This is a genomic window from Desulfosarcina cetonica JCM 12296 (assembly GCF_001311845.1).
Taxonomy (GTDB): domain Bacteria; phylum Desulfobacterota; class Desulfobacteria; order Desulfobacterales; family Desulfosarcinaceae; genus Desulfosarcina; species Desulfosarcina cetonica.
On sequence record NZ_BBCC01000043.1, the window covers coordinates 15,991 to 38,100 of the forward strand.

23 protein-coding genes and 2 pseudogenes are annotated in these 22,110 nt (G+C 55.5%); 13 read left to right on the forward strand and 12 right to left on the reverse strand.

Going from position 1 to position 22,110, the window contains the following annotated elements; all coding sequences use genetic code 11:
- Positions 1 to 11 precede the first annotated feature (11 nt).
- On the forward strand, positions 12 to 878 hold the full coding sequence (gene folP, locus JCM12296_RS12045; protein WP_054693135.1) for a dihydropteroate synthase: 867 nt from the start codon (positions 12 to 14) through the stop codon (positions 876 to 878).
- 183 nt (positions 879 to 1,061) lie between these two features.
- On the opposite strand, the gene JCM12296_RS12050 is transcribed toward folP, so the two are convergent.
- From JCM12296_RS12050 to JCM12296_RS12070, 6 genes and pseudogenes are all read right to left on the reverse strand, one after another.
- Positions 1,062 to 1,991: an MBL fold metallo-hydrolase gene (locus tag JCM12296_RS12050; protein ID WP_083456084.1), complete on the reverse strand. Its 930-nt coding sequence runs from the start codon at positions 1,989 to 1,991 to the stop codon at positions 1,062 to 1,064.
- 6 nt (positions 1,992 to 1,997) lie between these two features.
- Positions 1,998 to 2,156: a hypothetical protein gene (locus JCM12296_RS39800; protein WP_172683876.1), complete on the reverse strand. Its 159-nt coding sequence runs from the start codon at positions 2,154 to 2,156 to the stop codon at positions 1,998 to 2,000.
- 52 nt (positions 2,157 to 2,208) lie between these two features.
- A complete protein-coding gene (locus tag JCM12296_RS12055) occupies positions 2,209 to 2,865 on the reverse strand; it encodes a zinc-ribbon domain-containing protein (protein ID WP_054693138.1) in 657 nt (218 codons plus the stop codon).
- 49 nt (positions 2,866 to 2,914) lie between these two features.
- Positions 2,915 to 4,078: a type IV pilus twitching motility protein PilT gene (locus JCM12296_RS12060; RefSeq protein WP_054693141.1), complete on the reverse strand. Its 1,164-nt coding sequence runs from the start codon at positions 4,076 to 4,078 to the stop codon at positions 2,915 to 2,917.
- Between the two features lie 84 nt (positions 4,079 to 4,162).
- Positions 4,163 to 5,243, reverse strand: a pseudogene (locus tag JCM12296_RS12065) (type IV pilus twitching motility protein PilT).
- A gap of 76 nt (positions 5,244 to 5,319) precedes the next feature.
- The gene (locus tag JCM12296_RS12070; protein WP_054693143.1) at positions 5,320 to 5,817 is read right to left on the reverse strand and encodes a DivIVA domain-containing protein; all 498 of its coding nucleotides are present in this window, start codon (positions 5,815 to 5,817) and stop codon (positions 5,320 to 5,322) included.
- On the opposite strand from JCM12296_RS12070, the gene JCM12296_RS12075 reads away from it, so the two are divergent.
- On the forward strand, positions 5,816 to 5,998 hold the full coding sequence (locus JCM12296_RS12075) for a hypothetical protein (protein ID WP_054693146.1): 183 nt from the start codon (positions 5,816 to 5,818) through the stop codon (positions 5,996 to 5,998). The two genes, JCM12296_RS12070 and JCM12296_RS12075, sit on opposite strands and share 2 nt — an antisense overlap.
- On the opposite strand, the gene JCM12296_RS12080 is transcribed toward JCM12296_RS12075, so the two are convergent.
- From JCM12296_RS12080 to JCM12296_RS12090, 3 genes are all read right to left on the reverse strand, one after another.
- On the reverse strand, positions 5,999 to 6,298 hold the full coding sequence (locus JCM12296_RS12080) for a YggT family protein (RefSeq protein WP_054693149.1): 300 nt from the start codon (positions 6,296 to 6,298) through the stop codon (positions 5,999 to 6,001).
- Positions 6,299 to 6,501: 203 nt separating this feature from the next.
- Positions 6,502 to 6,699 carry a sulfur carrier protein ThiS gene (gene thiS / locus JCM12296_RS12085; protein WP_054693152.1) on the reverse strand — a complete coding sequence of 66 codons (198 nt, stop codon included), beginning with the start codon at positions 6,697 to 6,699 and terminating at the stop codon, positions 6,502 to 6,504.
- A 3-nt stretch (positions 6,700 to 6,702) separates the two neighbouring features.
- Entirely contained in the window at positions 6,703 to 8,841 is a 2,139-nt protein-coding gene (locus JCM12296_RS12090; protein ID WP_054693154.1) for an aldehyde ferredoxin oxidoreductase family protein, read from the reverse strand.
- 392 nt (positions 8,842 to 9,233) lie between these two features.
- Here JCM12296_RS12090 and JCM12296_RS44310 point away from each other — a divergent pair, with 392 nt between their 5' ends.
- The 5 genes from JCM12296_RS44310 (at position 9,234) to JCM12296_RS12110 (ending at position 11,936) form a co-directional block, all read left to right on the forward strand.
- Positions 9,234 to 9,719, forward strand: coding sequence for a pyrroline-5-carboxylate reductase family protein (locus JCM12296_RS44310; protein ID WP_246804206.1), 486 nt, complete (start codon positions 9,234 to 9,236; stop codon positions 9,717 to 9,719).
- A 14-nt stretch (positions 9,720 to 9,733) separates the two neighbouring features.
- The gene (locus JCM12296_RS44315; RefSeq protein WP_246804208.1) at positions 9,734 to 10,087 is read left to right on the forward strand and encodes a pyrroline-5-carboxylate reductase family protein; all 354 of its coding nucleotides are present in this window, start codon (positions 9,734 to 9,736) and stop codon (positions 10,085 to 10,087) included.
- A 101-nt stretch (positions 10,088 to 10,188) separates the two neighbouring features.
- Positions 10,189 to 10,641 carry a MauE/DoxX family redox-associated membrane protein gene (locus tag JCM12296_RS12100; protein WP_054693157.1) on the forward strand — a complete coding sequence of 151 codons (453 nt, stop codon included), beginning with the start codon at positions 10,189 to 10,191 and terminating at the stop codon, positions 10,639 to 10,641.
- 105 nt (positions 10,642 to 10,746) lie between these two features.
- On the forward strand, positions 10,747 to 11,445 hold the full coding sequence (locus JCM12296_RS12105) for a cytochrome c biogenesis CcdA family protein (RefSeq protein ID WP_054693159.1): 699 nt from the start codon (positions 10,747 to 10,749) through the stop codon (positions 11,443 to 11,445).
- A 14-nt stretch (positions 11,446 to 11,459) separates the two neighbouring features.
- Entirely contained in the window at positions 11,460 to 11,936 is a 477-nt protein-coding gene (locus JCM12296_RS12110) for a thioredoxin family protein (protein WP_054693162.1), read from the forward strand.
- Between the two features lie 18 nt (positions 11,937 to 11,954).
- Here the strand turns inward: JCM12296_RS12110 and JCM12296_RS12115 are convergent, their stop codons facing one another.
- Positions 11,955 to 12,281: a hypothetical protein gene (locus JCM12296_RS12115; protein ID WP_054693165.1), complete on the reverse strand. Its 327-nt coding sequence runs from the start codon at positions 12,279 to 12,281 to the stop codon at positions 11,955 to 11,957.
- On the opposite strand from JCM12296_RS12115, the gene JCM12296_RS12120 reads away from it, so the two are divergent.
- A complete protein-coding gene (locus JCM12296_RS12120; RefSeq protein WP_054693168.1) occupies positions 12,268 to 13,005 on the forward strand; it encodes a ChaN family lipoprotein in 738 nt (245 codons plus the stop codon). The two genes, JCM12296_RS12115 and JCM12296_RS12120, sit on opposite strands and share 14 nt — an antisense overlap.
- Positions 12,999 to 13,199: a hypothetical protein gene (locus JCM12296_RS12125; protein ID WP_054693170.1), complete on the forward strand. Its 201-nt coding sequence runs from the start codon at positions 12,999 to 13,001 to the stop codon at positions 13,197 to 13,199. The genes JCM12296_RS12120 and JCM12296_RS12125 overlap by 7 nt, the downstream gene beginning before the upstream one ends.
- A gap of 173 nt (positions 13,200 to 13,372) precedes the next feature.
- On the opposite strand, the gene JCM12296_RS12130 is transcribed toward JCM12296_RS12125, so the two are convergent.
- Positions 13,373 to 15,859: a vitamin B12-dependent ribonucleotide reductase gene (locus JCM12296_RS12130; protein WP_083456088.1), complete on the reverse strand. Its 2,487-nt coding sequence runs from the start codon at positions 15,857 to 15,859 to the stop codon at positions 13,373 to 13,375.
- A 448-nt stretch (positions 15,860 to 16,307) separates the two neighbouring features.
- Here JCM12296_RS12130 and JCM12296_RS12135 point away from each other — a divergent pair.
- The 4 genes and pseudogenes from JCM12296_RS12135 (at position 16,308) to JCM12296_RS12150 (ending at position 20,950) form a co-directional block, all read left to right on the forward strand.
- A pseudogene (locus tag JCM12296_RS12135) lies at positions 16,308 to 18,430 on the forward strand (ribonucleoside triphosphate reductase).
- Positions 18,431 to 18,548: 118 nt separating this feature from the next.
- Positions 18,549 to 19,244 (forward strand): anaerobic ribonucleoside-triphosphate reductase activating protein, encoded by a 696-nt coding sequence (locus tag JCM12296_RS12140; RefSeq protein ID WP_054693173.1) that lies wholly within the window; start codon positions 18,549 to 18,551, stop codon positions 19,242 to 19,244.
- A 243-nt stretch (positions 19,245 to 19,487) separates the two neighbouring features.
- Positions 19,488 to 19,718, forward strand: a complete 231-nt coding sequence (locus JCM12296_RS12145; RefSeq protein WP_054693176.1) for a hypothetical protein — start codon at positions 19,488 to 19,490, stop codon at positions 19,716 to 19,718.
- A 32-nt stretch (positions 19,719 to 19,750) separates the two neighbouring features.
- Entirely contained in the window at positions 19,751 to 20,950 is a 1,200-nt protein-coding gene (locus tag JCM12296_RS12150; RefSeq protein ID WP_054693178.1) for a choice-of-anchor U domain-containing protein, read from the forward strand.
- 301 nt (positions 20,951 to 21,251) lie between these two features.
- On the opposite strand, the gene thiD is transcribed toward JCM12296_RS12150, so the two are convergent.
- Positions 21,252 to 22,085, reverse strand: a complete 834-nt coding sequence (gene thiD, locus JCM12296_RS12155; protein ID WP_306304011.1) for a bifunctional hydroxymethylpyrimidine kinase/phosphomethylpyrimidine kinase — start codon at positions 22,083 to 22,085, stop codon at positions 21,252 to 21,254.
- Positions 22,086 to 22,110 lie beyond the last annotated feature (25 nt).

Consider the following 22,110-nt stretch of genomic DNA (forward strand, 5'->3'; position numbering starts at 1 on the left):
AGAGTACTAACATGCCGACTTACACCATCGCCTGTGGGCCGAGATCCTTGGAACTCGGTCGCCGTACGTTGATCATGGGAATCGTCAATATCACGCCCGACTCTTTTTCGGATGGGGGACATTTTTTTTCTACGGACCGGGCCGTCTCCCAGGCCTTGCAGCTGGTTGCCGAAGGGGCCGACATTCTCGATATCGGCGGGGAGTCCACCCGTCCCTATTCTGAACCGGTCAGTGAGGCCGAAGAAGTGTCACGGGTCATCCCCGTGATCGAAAAGCTGGTCGATCGGGTAGACGTCCCCATTTCCATCGACACCACCAAGGCACGGGTGGCCCGTGAGGCCGTGGCTGCCGGTGCCACGATCATCAACGACATTGCCGCTCTGCGCATGGATCCGGAAATGGCGGTAACTGCGGCCCGATGCAAGGTTCCGGTGATTCTCATGCACATGAAGGGCATCCCCAAAACCATGCAGCAGGCACCGGTCTATGATGACTTGATTGGCGAAATCAAAACGTTTCTCCAAGAGGCGATGGCGGTCGCCGTCGCCGCTGGCGTTGATCGCAACGACATCATCCTGGACCCGGGGATCGGATTCGGCAAAACCATCACCCACAATCTTCAAATCCTGCGTGAGCTGGAACGATTTAACGATCTGGAGGCGCCTTTATTGGTCGGATCGTCACGTAAAATGTTCGTTCGCCAGCTGGTCAAGGATCCATCCGCAGCAGATATCGATCCGCTCTCCCCCCAGGTGGCCTGGGGTACGCAGGCGACCGTGGCCGCCGCCGCCATGCAGGGCGCCCATATCGTTCGCGTCCATGACGTGGCCCGCACCCGGGCGACACTATCCGTGATCGACGCCATTCGGTCGGCTTGATCTGCATTTCGGATTACAAGTTGAATGGGAAAACTTAGGAAGTTTGCCGGTCTCGTAAAAAGTCACCGTTTCGACGGATTCGTAAAAAGCCCGAGATCAAGGCTTGCGAATCCTGAGGAATGAGGCGTACTTTTGCGTACGCCGCAATGACGAAGGGTGAGCGTAACGCCGATATCGGGCTTTTTACGAATCCGTCAAGTTAGACGGGGCGATATAGTCGACAAAGCCTTTGACACTGTTAACCAGGAAAATACGCTCACGTGTCTGAACATCGGAAGGAAGCTGATCGAAAAGACCGAGGAGCGGATCTTTTTCCAGCATCAGATCAACCCAGCCGTTGACATCCGTCCTATCCGCCGTTTTGCCGGAAGAAACGGCAGCAGCCAGGGTACGATGCCAGAAGAGTAGCTGTTCACGGTGCTTGGCCAGCATTGCCCGACCATCCCGACGCATTCCGAAATGCCCATAGCAGAGTGAGGCCGCACCGGTTGCCAACAGGCGGTCGATGCTGGCCAGGGAAGTTTCCAGGAAGAAACGGGGCGGCGTCGCCGGTCGCAGATAAAGCCCCCCTGAAGCGATCGGCAGGCACACGCCACCGGCCTCTCCGGCAAAAAGGTAATCGTTCGCCGCAATGGTGAAGTGATGCGGTGAGTGCCCAGGCGTGTCCAGCAGGTCAAAGGGGAGGCGTTCGCGTTGTTCATCGCTGACGAACGCCGATGCTTCCACGGGCAGCATGGGACCATAGGCGCGGCCTGTCGCCCCCAGGGTCTTCAAGGTACCCTGCCACAGCTTTTCGGGATCGATGAGATGAGGAATCCCTTTGGGATGGCAGATGATGGACGCGGTCGGGAACTGCCGGTGCAGGTGTCCTAGGGCACCGGCATGATCCACATGAATATGGGTCAGGCAAATGTAATCCAGACGCTGTACCCCCAACTCGGTTAGCGCCCCGATCAGCTGATCGGCGGTCGCCGCCGGCCCCACGTCCACCAGGCAGGTCGCTTGCGGTCCGCGCCACAACCAAGCGGCGATAAAATCCCTGAAACCGTCAATGGGCGGATCCAAGGCGATCAGGTCGAGGTCGGCTGCCATGCGTTGGATAGAAGCGCCCATCACCGCTTAGTCCATTCCCATCTGTTTTTCGAGTTCACGGATTTCCTCGGTCAACCGCAATCGATCCGCCTCGGAAAGCTGCGGATCGGTCAGTCGCCGTTTCAAGCCCAGAAGAATCATCTCCTGCCGGTATTCCGTACAGGTATACTTGCCCTTGGATTGCATGACCACCTACGATTGACGGTTTCGGAACAAGCCCAATATCAAGGCTTGCGAATCACTTCAGGCAGTCCTTGAAGGTCTGATAAAACAGGCCGTGGTCCGCCAGGCCGCGCCTCAGGATCTTATCAAAATCGGCGATATTGTCCACATTGATCATCATGTTCACGCTTTTTTGAAATGCCACCATATGATCCATGGTACGGAACCGCCGGGTCACCAGCGCCACGAAAATATCCCGGCGGACCGCCATGGCAAGGCGTTCCAGATAGATCAACACACCGTTGGCATCCGGATTCTTGGTATCGAAGTACTCATTGACCACGATCAGATCATAACCGTGATAGCGCATGGATTTCAAGGCTTCACGGCTGTCTTTGACTTCGGTGATGTGATATTCGAGCACATCCAGCACCGGTATAATCACTTTTTTGATCGCCGGGTCGGGTTCACATAAAAGCGCCGTCTTGCCCTCCTCCTCCACAAAGTCAAAGGGCTTTTCCGTGGTATCGTCGCCTTCGCTTTCATCCTCTTCAAAGGAGAAAAAATCTTCCTCGAAATCCGCTGGATCAGGCGATGGCATCGGCTGGCCAGCCGGCGGGATACTGATTCGATAGCTGCATTTGGGGCACTTCAAAAAAGCCGTTTTATCCTTGGGAAGTTTCTCATCGGCGATCTTGAATTTACTTTGGCAGCTTTCACAAATGATTTCCATGAATCTCCAACCCACCCTTTCGTTCCGGTAAGGTCGTAAAACGGTTTGCTCAGGCCTTGTTGTAGCCGCGGTCGATCTCGAGTTTGTCGATGTCCGTGGTGGACTCGCCACGGGCGCTCTTGACCCGATCGATGCCCCGGCCGGTCACCCCTTTGTGGGAAGAGAAGGTCATGGCTGTTTCCTGGGAAATCAGCCCCTGCTCGTAGAGCCCGACGATATACTCATCAAAAGTGGTCATACCGAAAGGCCGCCCCGCCTGCATGATCTCATAAAAGGTCTTGCCCTCGGATTCGCCATTCAGGATGGCATCCTTGACCCGCAGGTTGGTCCCCAAAATCTCGAAGGCGGCCACCCGCCCGCCTCCGATTTTAGGCAACAGCCGTTGGCCGACAATCCAACGCATGGTATCCGCCAAACGAATACGGATCTGTCGTTCTTCTTCATTGGGAAACATGCCGAGAATACGATTGATGGTTTGGCCGGCATCCACGGTATGCAGGGTCGTCAGCACCAAGTGGCCGGTCTCGGCGGCATTGAGCCCGATTTCAACGGTTTCGCGATCACGCATTTCCCCGACGAGAATCACTTTGGGGGCCTGACGCAACGCCGCCCGCAGGCCGTTGGGAAAATTGTCGAAATCTGCCCCCAGTTCACGCTGGTTGAACGTGGCCTTCTTATGCGGGTGCTGGTATTCGATGGGATCCTCCAAGGTAACCACGTGCACCGAACGCGATTCGTTGATCTCTTCCAAAATAGCGGCCAGCGACGTTGACTTACCCGAACCGGTGGCACCGGTGACAAAAACGATGCCATTCAATTCCTTGGCGATCGTGTTGAATGTATCCGGAAGGTTAAGTTCCCGGATGGTTGGTATTTTGGATTCAAGCTTGCGCAGAACGATGGAGTAGTGACCGGTTTGTGAAAATACATTGACGCGGAAACGTGCTTTTCCGGGCAGTGAATAAGAAAGATCGCAAGATCCGGTTTCAAGCAGTATCTCGGTCAAACGGCGGTCCTGCGCAATCAGGTTCATGGCAAACGTTTCTGTCTGAAACGGCGTCAGCTCCCGGATTTCCGGTTTGATCTCCACGGGTACCAGCTCCCCGCTGCTTTCGACCTGCAGGGGTTTACCGACGGTAATGTTCAGGTCGGAGACGTTGCTGTGCGAATCCAGCATGCGTGTCAGAATATGATCGACTTCCTGCTTTCTCATGGGTCCCTCTGTTTACATCCATCGTGAATCCGGCACCTGAACATGGCAGCCGATTGCCCGCGCCAGGTGGTTCCATGGGGATCATCAGGCCTCGGTAAAGTCGGTGGGCGGTGACTTGAGCAGCGGGCGGAAACGGGCCTTGTCATTGGCCTTGGTGTAGGCATCATCGGCACCCACTTGCCCCTTGTTGTAAAGATCCATAATGGCGTCATCCAAAAGCTGCATGCCATACTTTTTACCCGTTTGCATCATGGAGGGCAGCTGATGGGACTTGGACTCACGAATCAGGTTGCGCACCGCCGGCGTGGCGATCAGGATTTCCAAAGCCGGCACGCGCCCTTTCGATCGATCCGCTTGAAAAGGGTTTGGGAGATAATCGCCCGAATGCCATCGGCCAACGTGGACCGGATTTGCGCCTGTTCCTGTGCGGGAAAGACCTCCACAATACGGTCTACGGTCTTTGGCGCGCTGGTGGTATGCAGCGTACCAAAGACCAGATGACCCGTGGCACTGGCTTCAATGGCCAGCGATATGGTTTCCAGATCCCGCATTTCACCCACCAGAATGATGTCCGGGTCCTCGCGCAGGGCACCCCGCAGGGCGGCACTGAAGGATTTGGTGTGCAGCCCCACTTCCCGGTGGTTTACCAGGCATCCCCGGCTTTTATGCACAAACTCAATGGGGTCTTCGATGGTGATGATATGGTCGCTGCGGGTTCGATTGGCCACATCGATAATTGCCGCCAGGGTTGTGGATTTGCCGGAGCCGGTCGGCCCGGTGACGATAACCAGCCCCCGGGGCAGGGATGCCAACTTGGAGACGACCGGCGGCAGCCCCAGCTGCTCGGCGGTGAGGATGGAGCTGGGAATTTCGCGGAAAACGGCACCAATCCCGTTTTTTGCATGAAATAGTTTGCCCGGTAGCGGGCCAGGCCGGGGATTTCATAGCCGAAGTCCACATCACCCGTTTCCTCGAAGAGCTTGATTTTATCCTCGGGTGTAATTTCATAGAGCATCTTGCGCAGGTCGTCGTTATCCAGAACCTTATATTTCACGCGTTCGATGTCACCATGGATGCGCAGGGCCGGCGGTTGCCCCGAAAGCAAATGGAGGTCAGACGCATTTTGTTCGTGCATGAGCTTGAAAAAGGCATCGATTTTAGCCATCGCATTCTCCTGATGGTCGCGCGGGTCTCCGGATGATCGGCCTTCGGTAAGGGATGAATGTCGACCAGCGTCCGCACTACTGGTTCAGCAGCTTGATTTTCATGTCCTCGGCATCCAAGGTATCCATTCCTTCCTTACCGATCTCCAGCAGCTTGCTGTGCGCATCGATGATGGCCCGGATTTGGACCTCGATCTGAATACGTTGGCGCTTGAGTTCGGCGATATCTTCATGGAGTTGGGAAAGACGGCCATGGGCGCGGTTCAAAATCTTCTCGGCCTTGACTTCCGCATCAGCGATGATGATTTCAGCTGATTTACGGGCGTTGTCTTTCATTTGCTCCAGCACTTTCTGGGAATTGAGCATGGCCCGCTTGAAGGTTTCCTCGCGTTCCTTGTAGCCCTGTTTCTCCAGTCTGAGCCGGCGGATTTCCTCCTCCTGGCGTTTGATGGTCTCCTGGAGCGCCGCAAAGGCATCGGCTGTCTGTTCCAGGAAACGATCCACCTCACGCACATCGAAACCGCGGAAACGGACCTTGAATTGCTGTTGCTGAATGTCCAAAGGCGTAAGTTTCATGACAACGATCCTGTTATCGGCAGATCAGGGGAATGAAATAATAAAAAATGCAAACTTTCTGCATTTTTCGGGATTATTATTTTTCCACGGGAAGACCAATGGTGCCATCCGGTTCGGATGGGCGCGCCGCAGCTTGAATGACGGAAGAATACCGATGATCACCATCGGGTTGATGGAATAGTCAGATCAGCGAGGCCGCCATGCGCAAGAGGGAATTGACGACAAATGTCCGCAAAAAAATAATCACCAGAAAAACAACGATCGGTGAAAAATCGATCCCGCCAAAATTGATCGGCAACCTCGCGCGGATGGGGTAGAGCACCGGTTCGGTAACGTTATGAATAAAGCGGACAATGGCATTGTAAGGATCCGGGTTGACCCAGGATAAAATGGCCCGCGCGACAATGATGAGCATGTAAAAAAACAAAACATAGTCCACAACGATGGCCACTGCCCTTAAAAAATAGCCGATAATAAACATTTGCGTAGGATCCTCATGATTGGATATTTTGCCGATCAAAACCCCGCTACAGGCGCTTGCAACAAACCAAAAGTACGCTCTTTTATACGGTTAAGTCAAGTTTTTTCATGGGGTTGGGTGATGCCAAGAGGATGGGTTTCGGATACGTGCAACGGCGAGTGCCCCCTTATTGGAAAATGGGAATCCCAAAAAGTGGATGGGGATCACCCACCGGCAATCATTGGGACGGGGACAATGCGGGCGCCGTCCGGCACCATCGTGCTGGCAAAAAAGGGACGCGATATCAGTTTGCCGTCAAACTTGACCACGGCATAAATGTCGCCATCGGGCAGGCGGGCCAGAAGATCGGCCAGGGTCATGTCCGCCTGCCAAGCATAGGGTTTATCATCAATAAAAACCATCTTTCACTTCACGCCGTGAGCTGCGAGCAAAGTCATCACATCCGGGAAATCGATGCCCAGCCGCTTGACCGTCGCGACGGTGGGAATACCATCGGACGTCCAACCCCGCCGTTTGTAAACCGCATCTTTGAGCAATTCGTACTGGGCCTCGCGTTTTTCACGCAACACCGCCACCTTCCAGGCCGTATCCTTCCCGATGATGTCCACCTGATGGGTTCCGGTCAACTGGTCATCGTAACGCTGCTGCCGCGATTCGTACTCTTCGACGGTGACCGGTCCCATGGCGCGATAGGGTAAACTGTCGTGCTCACGAGTACCGAAGCCCATTTTCAAGTTGAAGAGACGCTGAAAATTGTAGACCCGTTCGCTCATGGTAATCAACGTCTCGGGGGATGCCGGATTACCGGTCACCGCCGTGTAGTAGTCGGCATACCACTGAACATGTTTCATCACCTTGGCCGGTTCCGGCGTATCCTTGTTGTCCTCGGGCACGATGTCGTTCCATGGCAGTTTGCACAGGCCGCAAAGCCCGAACCAGGTCCGGAACATGGGGAACCAGTGCAGGGCCTCGGCTTTCTGTTCAAAGGTGGGCATGAAGTTGTGCACCATGTCGAGAAAAATCAACCATGCCTCATCGTGCTGCGGGCCTTTGAGTGCCAACCCGTAGCCGCCTTGTTGGGCCAATGATTCCTTGGTCATGTACTCGGAGAATTCGAGTCCTTTGGATTCCATGCCGATATCGTTCAGAAGGCTCGCGTCGGCGCCGAATGTCTTGGCAAAGATGCCTTTCATGCGGCGCACCCCCTGGCCGACGATGGCCCCAAATCCGCTGCCGGATGCCATCTGATGGACCAGTTCCAAGGCGTTTAAGCGGTTGCCGAAAGAAAGATCCAGCCCGCCGGTGTGATCGGTCGTGATCAGCCCGCGTTCGAAGCACTCCATGACAAAGGCCAATGCCGTTCCCACGCTGATGGTGTCAAGGCCGTAGGCATCGCAGTAAAAGTTCATTTCAAGGATGGTGTAGGGATCAAAAATCCCGAGGTTGGATCCGCATCCGGCGATGGTTTCGTACTCCGGCCCGTCCACAAAAACACGCTGCCCCCGATAGGCTCCGGTAAACGGTACGAAATCCTTGACCCCATGGGCACATGCCACGGTGCAACCTTTCCAGCACCCGTCGAAGCCCGGATCGAAGAGTTTTTCAAAGGCCTCCCGACCAATAAGGAAGGCTGCGGGGTGGGAGCCGAACTGAAAATTCTTCGTGGGCAACAAATCAAAGTCGTTCATGATCGGCACCAGGTGGGTCGTGCCGATGCGGGCCATTTCATTCTGTTTGGGATCCAGGGCGACGATTTCCTGGGCATGGCAGCGGGCCACGTTTTTCACGGCATCCAAATCGGCCGGGTTGTTGGATTTGACCGATACTTTTTCCCAACGGGCTACCACGGCACGGATCCGCTTGTCGGCGAACACCGTGCCGATGCCACCGCGGCCGGCCTGTTTGTAACGAACCCGGCCACGTGCACTGTCATACCATGAAAAGTTTAGGCAGCCCATGCGGGTATTGGCGGCGCCGGGTCCGGCGGAGACCACGGAGATGTCCATCGGCTTGCCCTGGCAGAAGTGATCGGTCAGTTCGCTGGAAAGGGCGTAGGCGTCATCTGGCAAGCCGGACATCTCAATGATGTCGACTTTGCGGGAGATGCCGTCGATGAACACGATGGTATCGCTGGCACATTTCCCTGAGATCCGCAACGCGTCGAAACCGGAAAACTTCAGGTACGGCCCGAAATAACCGCCCACGTTCGAATCGATGACCGATCCGGTCAGCGGTGAGATGGCCGTGACAATGCTTTTACCCGAACCGGGATAGGCCGGTGTGCCGCCCATGGGCCCCGATGCGATGCAGATCGCATTTTGCGGATCGTCCCATTGCGTGCCGGCGTCGACGGCATTCCAAAGCAGCCACAAATCGTAGCCCCTGCCACCGACGAATATCTTTTTGATCTGCAACGGAACCGTTTTGACAGATATGGACGGTCGGGACAGATCCATATCGAGGAACCTGTCCGTGTACCCTTTGTGAGCGTCGCGGCGTTCATAGGAAAATGATGCCACCGTCCTGCTGGAACCTAAATGCATGGTGACGCCTCCTTTGAATATCCGGCCCATCCATCGACAATTGATTGTTGGATCAGGCACGGGTTGGAAATTCACATGCCTTACCTTAAATCAAGGTTAACATTGCGTCGTCACAGAAACAATAGCCGGATTGACAATCTATAGCGCCAGCGATCACCAGCACCAACGATCACCCGAATAGCGAGTGCCTTGGATTTCCAAGCCATCGACCGGAAAAACAAAAACACGCAAGTGTTACAATCGTTGCGGTTAGATTCAGAAGCGTCCCACCCAGTTTGCCCCCCTTGGGGTCTACGGGGGCCGGTGATACACACGGATTTCCCTTGACAGAAGCCAGTCCTGAACGTAGTTGATCGGGTTACGCATACGATAATTCAAAGGAGAGCCATTTCATGTTGAATGACAAAAAAATCGGGATGATCGGCGCAGGAAACATGGGCAATGCCCTCATCGACGGGTTGATCCGTTCCGGGGCGACACAGCCGGAAAACATCATTTGTTCCGATACCAGCGAAAGTCAGTTGGACGCGGTGCGAAAAAGATTCAATGTCGCCGTTACAACCGACAATATCGAGGTGGTCAAGGCCTCGGATATTATCATCTACGCCGTAAAGCCCCAGATCATCGCCAGCGTGTTGCGGGAAACCGCCGATCACCTGGATATGAGCAAGTTGGTCATTTCCATTGCGGCGGGTGTCCCCATGGCGGCGATCGAATCCGTGCTGAATAAAGACCTGCGGTTGATCCGGGTCATGCCCAATGTTGCCGTGGCCGTTCGCGAGGGCGCCACCGCCGTGGCTGCCGGCGGCCACGCCAGCCAGGAGGACGTCAAGTTGGCCATGGCGATCTTCGACTCGGTGGGAAAATCGATTTTTTAAAAGAAAACGACCTGATGGATGCCATCACCGGACTCAGCGGCAGCGGCCCGGCCTATATTTTCATGATCGTGGATGCATTGGCCGATGCTGGGGTCAAGGTTGGCCTCTCCAGAAAAGACGCTCTTTTTCTGGCCTCCCAGACCATTCTCGGGTCGGCCAAACTTCTCCTCGAAACCGGATCCCATCCCGGCCCCCTCAAGGATTCGGTGACGTCGCCCGGAGGAACCGCCATCGCCGGCCTGCATACGCTGGAAAAAGGCGGGCTGCGGACCACCCTCATCAATGCTGTGGAAGCCGCCACCCATCGATCCAAGGAGTTGGGTGAGATCGTGATGAAAAATTTCACCAATGGCGCGGCAAAGCCCTGAAGCCTGGCAAAAATCCCTTTCGGCGCCACCACGGTCCTGAGGCACCACTTGATGGGGGGATGGCCGTTGGGATGGAATGTCAACCCGCTGTGGAGACTGTCATGCGACTATCGGCGTGCTTGAAATCGCACAAATGCATCGTCGCCATCCGCATCGCTTTGGGTATCGTGTTTCTGTTTTCCAGTTCGGGGAAAATCATCGATCCCAGCGCCTTTGCAGGCATTCTACATAATTACCAGCTCCTTTCCCAGGCGTTGATCGTACCGCTGGCGGTCGTTTTTCCCTGGATCGAATTGTTTTGCGGATTGGCACTGATCGCCGGCCGGTTCGAAAAAGGCGCAGCATTGCTGGTTTGCCTGATGATGGTGGTTTTTATCGGCGTCATCGGCTATAACGGTTACCGAGGGCTGAACATCGCCTGCGGCTGTTTTTCCCTCTCCGCCCGGGAACCGTCCAACATCGCGGTGAATATCCTGCGCAACCTGGCGCTCCTCGCCGCCGCAATGATGGTTCTGGTGGATACGAAACGCCGGCGGACCGGCCCTCCTGTTTGACGCGCCCAAGATTGTAACCATACGGGTACGGTGTGGCTCGTTATTCTTTCTCGATGAAGCCAACACATAATTATTGAAACCACGCCAAGGAGCTGACCCACCGGCATGTTTACCGAAACGATCTCCTACCCGGCGGCCCTCCTGGCCGGTTTGCTGTCCTTTTTTTCACCGTGTATTCTTCCGCTTATCCCCGCCTATTTCACCTTTATCACCGGCTTATCCTTGGAGGAACTGACCCAGGCAAAAAGCTCCGTCGTCCGGATCCGGGTGATTTTATCCACGTTGGGATACGTGCTTGGGTTCTCGTCGGTATTCATTCTCATGGGAGCGTCGGCCTCCTACCTGGGTGGCGTTATTTTTCAATACCGGGATTGGATACGGATCATCGGCGGTGTGTTGATCATTATTCTGGGAATTCATATGATCGGTTTGTTCCGTTTCAACGTGCTGGAGTTCGAACGCCGGTTCCAGGTTCGGAAGAAGCCGCTTCATTTCCTGGGGACGTTTATCGTCGGCATGGCCTTTGGCGCAGGCTGGAGCCCGTGCATCGGCCCCTTGCTGGGATCGATCCTCATCGTTGCCGGCAATCAGGCGACAATTGCCAAGGGCGTTGCTCTTTTGGCGGTTTACGCCGGCGGTCTGGCCGCCCCCTTTATCCTGCTCTCGATATTCGTCGACTCGTTGTTGAGCTTGATAAAAAGAGCCACTTGGTCGATAAAGTATATCAATATGACGGCCGGAGGGCTGCTGCTCATTCTCGGCCTGCTGCTGGTAACCAACAACCTAAGCCTGATGAGCGTATAGGAAAACGAAATGCCATGAAAAAATATCCGACATTGATTACTTTGATTCTCGTCCTGGCAATCGCCTGGATGGCCGGCCCTGCCACCACGATGGCGGCTCAACATAGCGACGGCATCCAGTGGCTCACTTACGACGAGGGCCTTCGCCGGGGTGAGCAGGAAAACAAGAAATTGTTCTTGGTTTTCAATGCCGACTGGTGCCGCTACTGCCATCAGATGGAAACCGAGACATTTCAGAACCCGACCGTGATCGCCTACGTCAACCGTAACTTCATCCCGGTGAGTGTCAACTCCGACCGACAACACGACATCGCCCAAAAATATGGCGTCCAGGGCCTTCCTAGCACCTGGTTCATCGCTGAAAACGGGCAACGTATCGGCAGTCGGCCAGGTTATATTCCCGCTGATGAAATGCTCAAAATCCTGAAGTATATCGGATCTGACAGCTACCTGAAAATGAGTTTCCAGGCCTTTTTGGAGAAAAGCCCCTGATGCCTGCCAATCAATCCGTTACCTGAAATCAGTCGATTCCGGCTGCCAGCGGCGAATCAGGCGGATCAGTGCGGAGATGACAAGGATCATCGACAGGCTTCCCAATAAACAGGGAAGCCAGATATGGGGTTGAAATTGGGGAACGTCCAGCGCGGCCGCCACGCCGACCATGCTGAACAGAAGCACCAAAAGCGCAAAAGACAGGATCAGCAGCATGACCGGCTCTGTATCATGCCAGGGAATAAACGCCTTGTGAAAGCGCGGATCGTTTCTGAATTTCATCTTCGCCAAAGCCTCTGAGGGGATGATCATCGCGAAAAAAGGAGAACCCTTGACACCTTCCAAACCGGCTGCCCAACTTCGCGACTGGGGACTATTGCTCCTTTTTCTCATGCTTGCCGGTGGATGTACCCTGACGCCCAACACCCTGGCGATCCGGAACAACCCGACCCGACTCATGGAAAACACCATCTATAAAACAGACGATGGTACGGTGGTCACACCGGCGCAGCTCTTCGCCGAATTAGGCCCCGAACGGGTGATCTATGTGGGCGAAAGCCATACCAACCCGGCGCATCATGCCATCCAGCTTCAGGTCATCCAAGCCCTGGCCCGACAAACCCCCGATCTGATCATCGGTATGGAGATGTTCGACGTCACCTATCAGCCGGTGTTGGACCGCTGGTGCGCGGGACAACTCGACGTGCCCACCTTTCTGAAACAAACCCATTGGGCCGTCAACTGGCGTTACGATTTCGCTCTGTACCGTGATATTCTGGAATTTGCAAAAGAAAACAGATTGCGGGTGGTTGCCCTGAACATCCCTTTCCATATCCCGGCTAAAATCCGCATCGGTGGCATCAATAGCCTGACGGAAGCGGATCGACGGTACCTGCCCCAGACCATCGATACCGGCAATACCGCCCATCGGAATTATTTGAAAACCATTTACGACCTGCACGCCTTCGCGGCAGAGGATCACTTCGCTACCTTTTACGAGGCACAGTGCGCGTGGGAAGATGCCATGGCCGACGCCGTGGCCCAACATTTGGGCGAGGGCAGATGGTAGTTCTGGTGGGCAATGGACACATCATCCGCAAGTTCGGCATCCCCGATCGGGCTTTTTCCAGGACCCATGCCCCTTTCAAAACGATCTACCTGGCCGAGGTGGGCGGGGAAGCCGAGCGTGACTGGGCGGACTACCTGTGGATCACGGCGGAAACACCGATGCGGCATATGCCCATGAGAAGGCCCGCGCCGTGATTGACGGATTCGTAAAAACCCGATATCGGCGTTACGCTTCACCCTTCGTCACTGCGGCGTACGCAATAGTACGCCTCCTTCCTTAAGGATTCGCAAGCCTTGATCTCGGGCTTTTTACGAATCGTCGGAAATGCGACTTTTTACGAGTTCATCAGATATTGGGTTTATTAAGGTTACCCGCACTTCGTATATCCACAGAAGTGACAGGTCATGCAGCCTTCCTCGAAGCTGATCGTCTGGCCGCATTCGGGACAGACCTCGCCCATCAGGCCGCGGCTGCCGCTTCGTTTTTCGGCGCCCTTCAAATAGCGATCTTCCAGGACCCGGGCAATGGCGTCGGGGATGGAAAGCACCAGGCCCCCATTTTGAAAAATGGGATGTTCACCACCAATTCCCTTGAGTTGCTCAACCACCTTGTCGGCCGTTACGCCCGACCGGAAGGCCAACGACACCAACCGACCAATGGCCTCGGTTTTAGCGGTGGTCGAACGCCCTGATTTGCCGATCGTGGCAAAGACTTCGAACGGTTTTCCGTGATACTCGGTGACGGTCACGTAAAGCTGGCCGAGGCCGGTTTTGACCCGAGTGGTGAAGCCGTCCAGGGTGTCGGGTCTTTTGCGCACGGCCGTCATGAACGCATCCTGATCCTTCTGGCTCGGCGCAAAGGAGAGCACCTGGTTTTCCTTGCTGCCATCCCGGTAAATGGTAACGCCCTTGCACCCCAATTCCCAGGCCAAATCATAGATCTTGTTGACGTCGGCCACTGTCGCATCCCTCGCCAGATTGACGGTTTTTGAGACGGCGTTGTCGGTATGCTTCTGAAAGGCCGCCTGCATGCGCAGGTGCCATTCCGGCAAGATATCGTGGGCGGTGACAAATACGCGCTTGACGGGCTCGGGGATGTCTTCGATGTGAGCGATACTGCCCATGCTGGCAACGGTTTCCATCAGCGCGTTTGAATAAAATCCCTGCTGCCTGGCAACGGCTTCAAAATGGGGATTGACCTCCATGAGCTTGTCGTCATCCATCACCGTACGGACAAAACTGAGTGCAAAAAGAGGCTCGATCCCCGATGAGCAGTCGCTGATGATGCTGAGGGTTCCGGTGGGTGCGATCGTGGTGGTCGTCGCGTTGCGATAGGCGGCTGCTGGATCATCCTTGAAACGACTTTGCGCGTAGTTGGGGAAAGGACCGCGCTCCCCGGCCAGAGACAGGGAGGCTTGATGGGATTCGTTCTGGATGAAGCCCATGAGTTCCTCGGCCATCGTCAAGGCCGCTTCGCTGTTGTATGGAATCGATAGTTGAAACAAGAGATCGGCAAACCCCATGATGCCCAAACCGATCTTGCGGTTTCCCTTGACCATGCGGTCGATGGCGGCAAGCGGATAACGGGACTGGTCAATGGTGTTGTCCAAAAAGCGGACGGCCAGCCAAACCGTTTCCTTTAGCGCGGCATAATCGATGCTTGATCCGGTATCATCGGCAATCACGAACTTGGAAAGATTGATCGATCCGAGGTTGCAGGCCTCCATGGGCAACAGCGGTTGTTCCCCGCAGGGGTTGGTGCTTTCGATCTCGCCCAAGGCCGGGGTCGGATTGTCCGTGTTGATCCGGTCCAGAAAAACGATTCCGGGATCGCCGTTTTTCCACGCTTGGGTCACCAACGCCGTATAAACCTCCCTGGCGTTGAGCGTGGACACGGGGCAGCGATCCCTGGGATCCACCAGGTCATAGGTGGCATCCGCCTTAACCGCCTGCATGAAGGCGTCGGTAATGCCCACCGATATGTTGAAATTATTCAATTCGCTGTTGTTGGCCTTGCAGTGGATGAATTCCATGATATCCGGGTGGTCCACGCGCAAAATGGCCATGTTGGCGCCACGCCGGGTGCCGCCCTGCTTGACCTGCTCGGTTGCCGTGTTGAATATTTTCATGAACGAAATCGGCCCGGAAGCAATGCCCCCGGTGGTCCCCACCATGGAGTTTTTTGGCCGCAAGCGGGAAAAGGAAAAGCCGGTGCCCCCGCCTGATTTATGGATGATGGCGGCATTTTTAAGGGAGTCGAAAATTCCCTCCATGCTATCTTCAATGGGTAGGACGAAACAGGCGGCCAGCTGTCCCAACCGCCTGCCCGCGTTCATCAGGGTGGGCGAATTGGGCAAAAACCGAAATTCGGTCATCAGATGGTAAAACAGTTGGGTATAGTGCTCGACATCGGCTTTCGGGTCATACATCAGCTCTGCCTCGGCGATATGCCGGGCAACCCGGTGAAACATTTCCGCTGGACGCTCCTGGATCTTGCCCTCGACATCCTTTCTTAAATAACGTCGTTCAAGAACGGTTTGGGCATTGGCGGAAAGATCGAAACCATTCCGCAGGAACATATCCCGGGTCAACCGGATCGGTTTCTGGCAGGCCGTGTCGAGTCCGTATTCGGCGAGCTTGGCCTTGACCAATTCGTCGATCATGGGGGCGGTAATCTGACGAAGGTCCATGCGATCGATGGTGGCACGGATAAAGGTCGCAATCTCCTTCGCCTGGCGCTCGTCGACCGCATTGGCGCCGATGAGGCTTTGGCAAAAACGCTGGTCATCCCAAACGTGCGTGTTCAGGTCCACGTTACCATCGTCGATAATCAGAGTTTTCTCTTTTTGTGGCATGTCACTGTAACTCCAGAGGTAAGACCGGGGAATGATCGAAGGAAATCGGCAGTGTGGGCACCAGCCCCACGCCCTTCCGCTGAAAATCAATTTCTCATACAACATATTGTATGTCAACGCTCTTTTACCACTAAATCTGCATAGCGTTAAATATGCTGAAATCGCACCATTTCCCATCCTCGACAAACCCGGACAAATAGTTTTGCATGCAATCCCAACAGGTTGCCCATAGGGGCGCATGGCAACCGAAATCCACTACATATAGAAAAAGCAGCTTGACAGACAACAACATCTTGATGTAATTAGGTCGTCATAACCATGGCTTCACCATGGCGTTGGAAATACACCATATCCGCTAGGTCGTGCCCCCAGAAGAAATACCGCGAACGGTATTTCCTCATCGTTTCAAATCGTCGTAACCCGACACGTCATACCCGAGGAGAGCCCTGTGATAGAAGAGATCAAGAAGCGTGATGGCCGTATTGTCGAATTCGATTCCTCCAAGATTACCGCTGCCATTGCCAAAGCGGGTCAGGTGACTGGAGAATTCGGGGATCGGGAAGCCAAAAAGATGACATTGCGGGTACTGACCCTGGCCCATGAACTCCGTCTGGGACCGACACCGGAGGTGGAGGAAATTCAGGATATTGTCGAGCGGGTGTTACTGGATTCGCCCTATTACAAAACTGCCAAAGCCTATATCATTTACCGTGAACAGCATGCCCAGATTCGTCGCATCGCCACGAAAGCCCACGTGGACCTCGTCGAGCACTACATCCGCAAACTGGACTGGAAGATTAAAGAAAACAGCAACATGTGCTATTCACTGCAGGGACTCAACAACTACATTTCCTCGGATGTGACCTCGGAGTACTGGCTCAACAAAATCTATCCGCCTGAAATTCGCCGCGCTCACGCCGATGGTGAGTTACACATTCATGATCTGAGCCTGCTTTCGGTTTACTGTGTGGGCTGGGACCTCACCGACCTCTTGCGCAATGGATTCAAAGGCGTCGAGGGCAAGGTTGAGAGTGCGCCGCCCAAGCACCTGCGCTCGGCCCTGGGGCAGATCGTCAACTTCTTCTATACCCTCCAGGGCGAGGCGGCCGGAGCCCAGGCGCTATCCAATTTCGACACCTTGCTGGCCCCCTTCATCCGCTATGACAAGTTGAGCTATCCCAAGGTCAAACAGGCCCTGCAGGAATTCGTCTTCAACATCAACATCCCTACCCGGGTGGCTTCCAGACGCCGTTCACCAACATCACCATGGACCTTTGCGTGCCCCATACCTTGAAGGACCATCCGGTGATCATCGGCGGCAAGGAGAAGCGGGTCACCTATGGCGAATTTCAGGAGGAGATGGATCTTTTCAACCGGGCCTTTGCCGAGGTGATGATCGAAGGCGACGCCAAGGGCCGCGTTTTCACCTTTCCCATTCCCACCTACAACATCACCCGGGATTTCGATTGGGACAACCCCAACCTGGAACCCGTTTGGCGGATGACCGGCAAGTACGGAATTCCCTACTTCTCCAACTTTGTGAATTCCGACATGTCGCCGGAAGACGCCCGCTCCATGTGCTGCCGACTGCGCCTGGACAACCGTGAACTGCTCAAACGCGGCGGCGGCCTGTTCGGCGCCAACCCGCTGACCGGATCCATCGGCGTGGTGACCATCAATCTGCCAAGAATCGGTTATTTGGCCCATGACGAGAAAAACTTTTTCGAACGTCTCCAGGCGCAGGTGAACCTGGCCATCGAAAGTTTGGCGATCAAACGCAAAGTGCTGGAGCAGTTCACCGACAAACAGCTTTATCCCTATTCCAAATTCTACCTGCGCGACATCAAGAACCGCTCGGGTGTTTACTGGAAGAATCACTTCTCGACCATCGGGATCGTGGGCATGAACGAAGCCTGCCTCAATTTCCTCAACGCCGATATCACCACAGGCTTGGGACAGGCCTTCGCGATCAAGGTCATGGACACCCTGCGGGGCATGATCGCGGAAATCCAGGACCGCACCGGCGATATTTTCAATCTGGAAGCCACGCCGGCCGAAGGCACCTCCTATCGCCTGGCCATGATCGACAAGAAACGCTACCCGGATATCCTATGCGCCAACGAGGAGGATGTTCAAAAAGGCGCCGTCCCCTATTACACCAATTCCACGCAACTGCCGGTCAATTACACCGACGATATTTTCGAGACCCTCATGCTCCAGGACAACCTGCAGACCAAATATACCGGTGGCACCGTTCTGCACCTTTTTCTGGGAGAACAGGTCGGCGACATCGAAACGGTGAAATCGATCATCCGCAAGGTATCGAGTAATTATCATCTGCCCTATTTCACCCTGACGCCCACCTTTTCGGTTTGCCCCACCCACGGCTACCTCAACGGCGAGCAGCCCCGCTGTTCCCACTGCGACCGGGAAACGGAAGTCTATTCCAGGGTGGTCGGCTACTTGCGACCCATCAAACAGTGGAACGACGGAAAGCAGGCCGAATACTGCCGACGCAACCCTTCCGTATTCCACCGGAAGAGCTGCCGGGGGTCGCCGCCATTAATCTGAAGGACGTCGCCCCTGTTTCTTCCCCCGCGAGGGTGCTGCCCGAACAAGCCCCTGTTGCGCCAGCCGTTGACGCTGAAGCGCATTTACGGCAGCAGAGTGGATTGGTGTGAAGCGGTCCATGATTCTGGCGGGGTTTCAAAAAAATTCGTTTATCGACTTTCCCGGGAAAATCAGTTGCGTCCTGTTTCTGACCGGATGCAATTTCTTTTGTCCATACTGCCACAACGCCGCCCTGGCAAATGGAGAATACCCCCAGAGGATCGATATCGAGACGGTCCTGGACTTTCTGAAAGCCCGCCGCGGCATGCTCGAGGGGGTGGCGATATCCGGCGGTGAGCCCACCCTGAGTCCGGCGATTGCGGATCTGTGCCGCTCCATCAAGGCACTGGGATATCCGCTCAAGTTGGACACCAACGGCAGCCGGCCCGATATCCTGGGCCGGTTGCTGGACCAGCGGCTGGTGGATTTTGTGGCCATGGACGTGAAGGCGCCCCTTGATCGTTATACCCCTTTCTGTGATCAGACGGACATCGCCGACCGAATCCGTGAAAGCATCCATCGGCTCATGACCGTCGCGCCGGCCTATGAATTCCGGACGACCTGCGCCGCCCCGTTTATCAATACCACCACCATCGTCCCCATGGCCCGGGCCATCCAGGGTGCCGACCGTTATGTCCTGCAGCCATTCAACCGGCGATCGGTCTGTCTCGACCCCGCCTTCAATGGCAAGACGGACCCGACCCTTTTTCCCGAAGCGATGCGCCAGCTACGTGATCTGGCCGCACCCTTTGTACGGTCCTGCACCATCCGTTAGCCCCAAAAGCCCCTCCATCTCCGTTGGTCGGTTACGATTTTTGCACTACCCGGTTACGAGCTTTACCCGCCAACAGCCGCCCACGCCATCGTCGGAATACCGATCATTCCCTAAGAATCGATTTCAAATCAATAAATCAGGATGTTATTCCATCCGAACCAAGTCCGAAACGTTTGGCAGGGAAATTGCTGCAGAAATGCTGGATACGAGATTTCCCAAATGGATTGCGCAGGAGAATTCGACTTGACCCAGAACAGACTTTTGTCTCGACCGACACTCATCGCCGCCGGTGTCATCGCCGCTTTCCTGGCCATCATATGCATGCCCCTGGTCGCTAAGGCCGCCAGCGTTACTCTGCAATGGGATGCCAACGTCCCCGCACCGCAAGGTTACCGGGTGTTTGTCCGCAAAGCCGATACGGCCTACGACTATACCCAGCCCGACTGGCAAGCAGCCAGACCACCTGTACCCTGAGCAATCTCGATGACGGGACGGATTATTATTTTGTGGTTCGTGCCTACGAGGGATCTCTGGAGAGCGCGGATTCGGTAGAGGTCCACTACGCCGCACCGGCTGCCAGCACCCCCGATCCAGTGGATGCGCCGGACACGGATGGCGACGGCATCCCGGACAGCCTGGACGATGACAACGACAATGACGGGATGCCCGATGTGTGGGAAGCCTATTATGGACTGGATCCCACAACGAATGATGGCGCCGGCGATCTGGATGGTGACGGCATCAGCAACCTTGATGAATACCGGGCCGGTTCGGAACCGGATGATGCCGGTGACGGAACCGCACCAGCACAACCGCAGACTGTCGCCCCGGTGGAGGGTGAAATCGTCAGTCTCACACCATCTCTTGAAACGGAAGCCTTCTTCGATAGCGAGGGGGATGCCCACACCGCTACGCAATGGCAGATTTACGCCACTGGCACGTCTGATGCCACGGATACTGATATCGACAACGGGGCTTGCGTCATGGATGTCATCAGCGATTCCCAGCTGACCCGCTTGAAAGTTCCCCTTTTGGTGTTGAGCGGAGACCAAACCTACCAGTGGCGGGTGCGCTTCTTCGACAGCAGTGGAATGGTATCGCCCTGGTCGGAAATCAGTACCTTTACGACCGAGGCAGCCGGTGATGATACCGACCTGCCCGCAACCCAGAAAGCCCTTGAGGGGCCACCTTCGGCCGCCGCCAACGTCACCCTCCTCACCAGCATCAGTGTTGAGGGAAACGACTGCAGCGCCAGTATCGAACAAGTAACCGTTGTGGATCCGGCCGGTTTTGAGGTTGACGAAACCACCCCGTCTGATCTGCCAACGGAAATGGTTGTCTTTAAACTGACCCTGGATAAGGTCGGCGGCAGCGTCGAGGTGACCGTGCAGTTTTCCGGCGCCGCACCGGCGGACGCCGAGTGGATAAAATACGACAGCGTCAATGGGTGGCAAACCTATGCCGATTTGGCGGAATTTGCCAGTGGCCGCAATTCCGTCACCATGACCCTTCAAGACGGCGGTTTCGGCGATGCCGACGGAACCGCCAATGGAATCATCATCGATCCGTCGGGTCTTTCAACCGACACGACCGATACGACAGACAGCGCCGCCAGCACAATCTCAAGCAGCAGTTCGACGGAATCCAGCGGTGGTGGCGGCGGCGGTGGGGGTGGGGGATGTTTTATCTCCACCATCGGATTTTAAGTGCCCATCCAGAAAGAGGAAAATTGGGTCGAGATCGAGGCGCGCGAAAAATTTTAAGGAGAACCCTGACCATGTCTACCCAAAATGACAAGCTATCCCCTCTAAAACCGAGTTTCAATGATCGTCGTGTCGGTATCGACCGACGCGTTGTGAGCTATGATTGTTACATCCCCGAGCGTCGGGGCGCGACGGACCGGCGCCGAGCATGCGGTGATGATACGCTCCATGGAGAGTGGCGCGACAGGCGGCGATACGCCTGAGCTTTGGGTGCGCTCTTTGCGCAAGCGCTGCGGGATGGGGATCAAGGATCCTCATCCTCAGCCGACACCACCCCCGCCCGTTCATACAAATCAAAAAAATGATGGGTGGGTCCACATCCCTTGCCCAGGGGCAACCCGTGTGCGATGGCACCGGAAATATAGCGTTTCGCTTCCCCGACCGCATCGAAGAACGATCGGCCACGGGCCATGTAAGCGGTGATGGCCGATGAGAAGGTGCATCCGGTTCCGTGGGTGTTGCGCGTGTCGATGCGGGGGTGTTCCAACCGACTGAAGGTCGTACCGTCGAAAAGAATGTCCGTTGCCGTCCGCCCCTGTCTTAGATGTCCCCCCTTGATGACCACATGCTTTACCCCCAGGCCCGCCATGTCCCGCGCAGCCATCTTCATTTCCGCGACATCGCCAATGGTTCTTCCCAAAAGGGACTCCGCCTCGGGCAGGTTCGGCGTCACGACCATCGCCAGGGGAAAAAGGTACCGAACCAGGGCCGCTTGGGCATCGGATGATAGCAGGGCGTAGCCGCTCTTTGAAATCATCACCGGATCCAGAACCACGGGCGGCAGCTTCTCCACCGACGTCAACGCCTTGGCGATGGCCTCGATGAGGGGAACGCTGGCGACCATGCCGATCTTCACCGCGTGAATGGATATGTCATCGAAAAGGCAGGTGATCTGATCATGAACGATCTCCGGCCGCACCTCCTGAATGGCGTACACCTTCTGGGTATTCTGCACGGTTACGGCGGTTACGGCGCTCATGCCGAACACGCCCAGGGCCTGGAACGTTTTCAGGTCCGCCTGGATGCCGGCACCGCCCGACGAATCGGAGCCGGCAACAGTCAAGGCCACGCGCATCATCGCCTCCTAAAAATGACGGATTCGT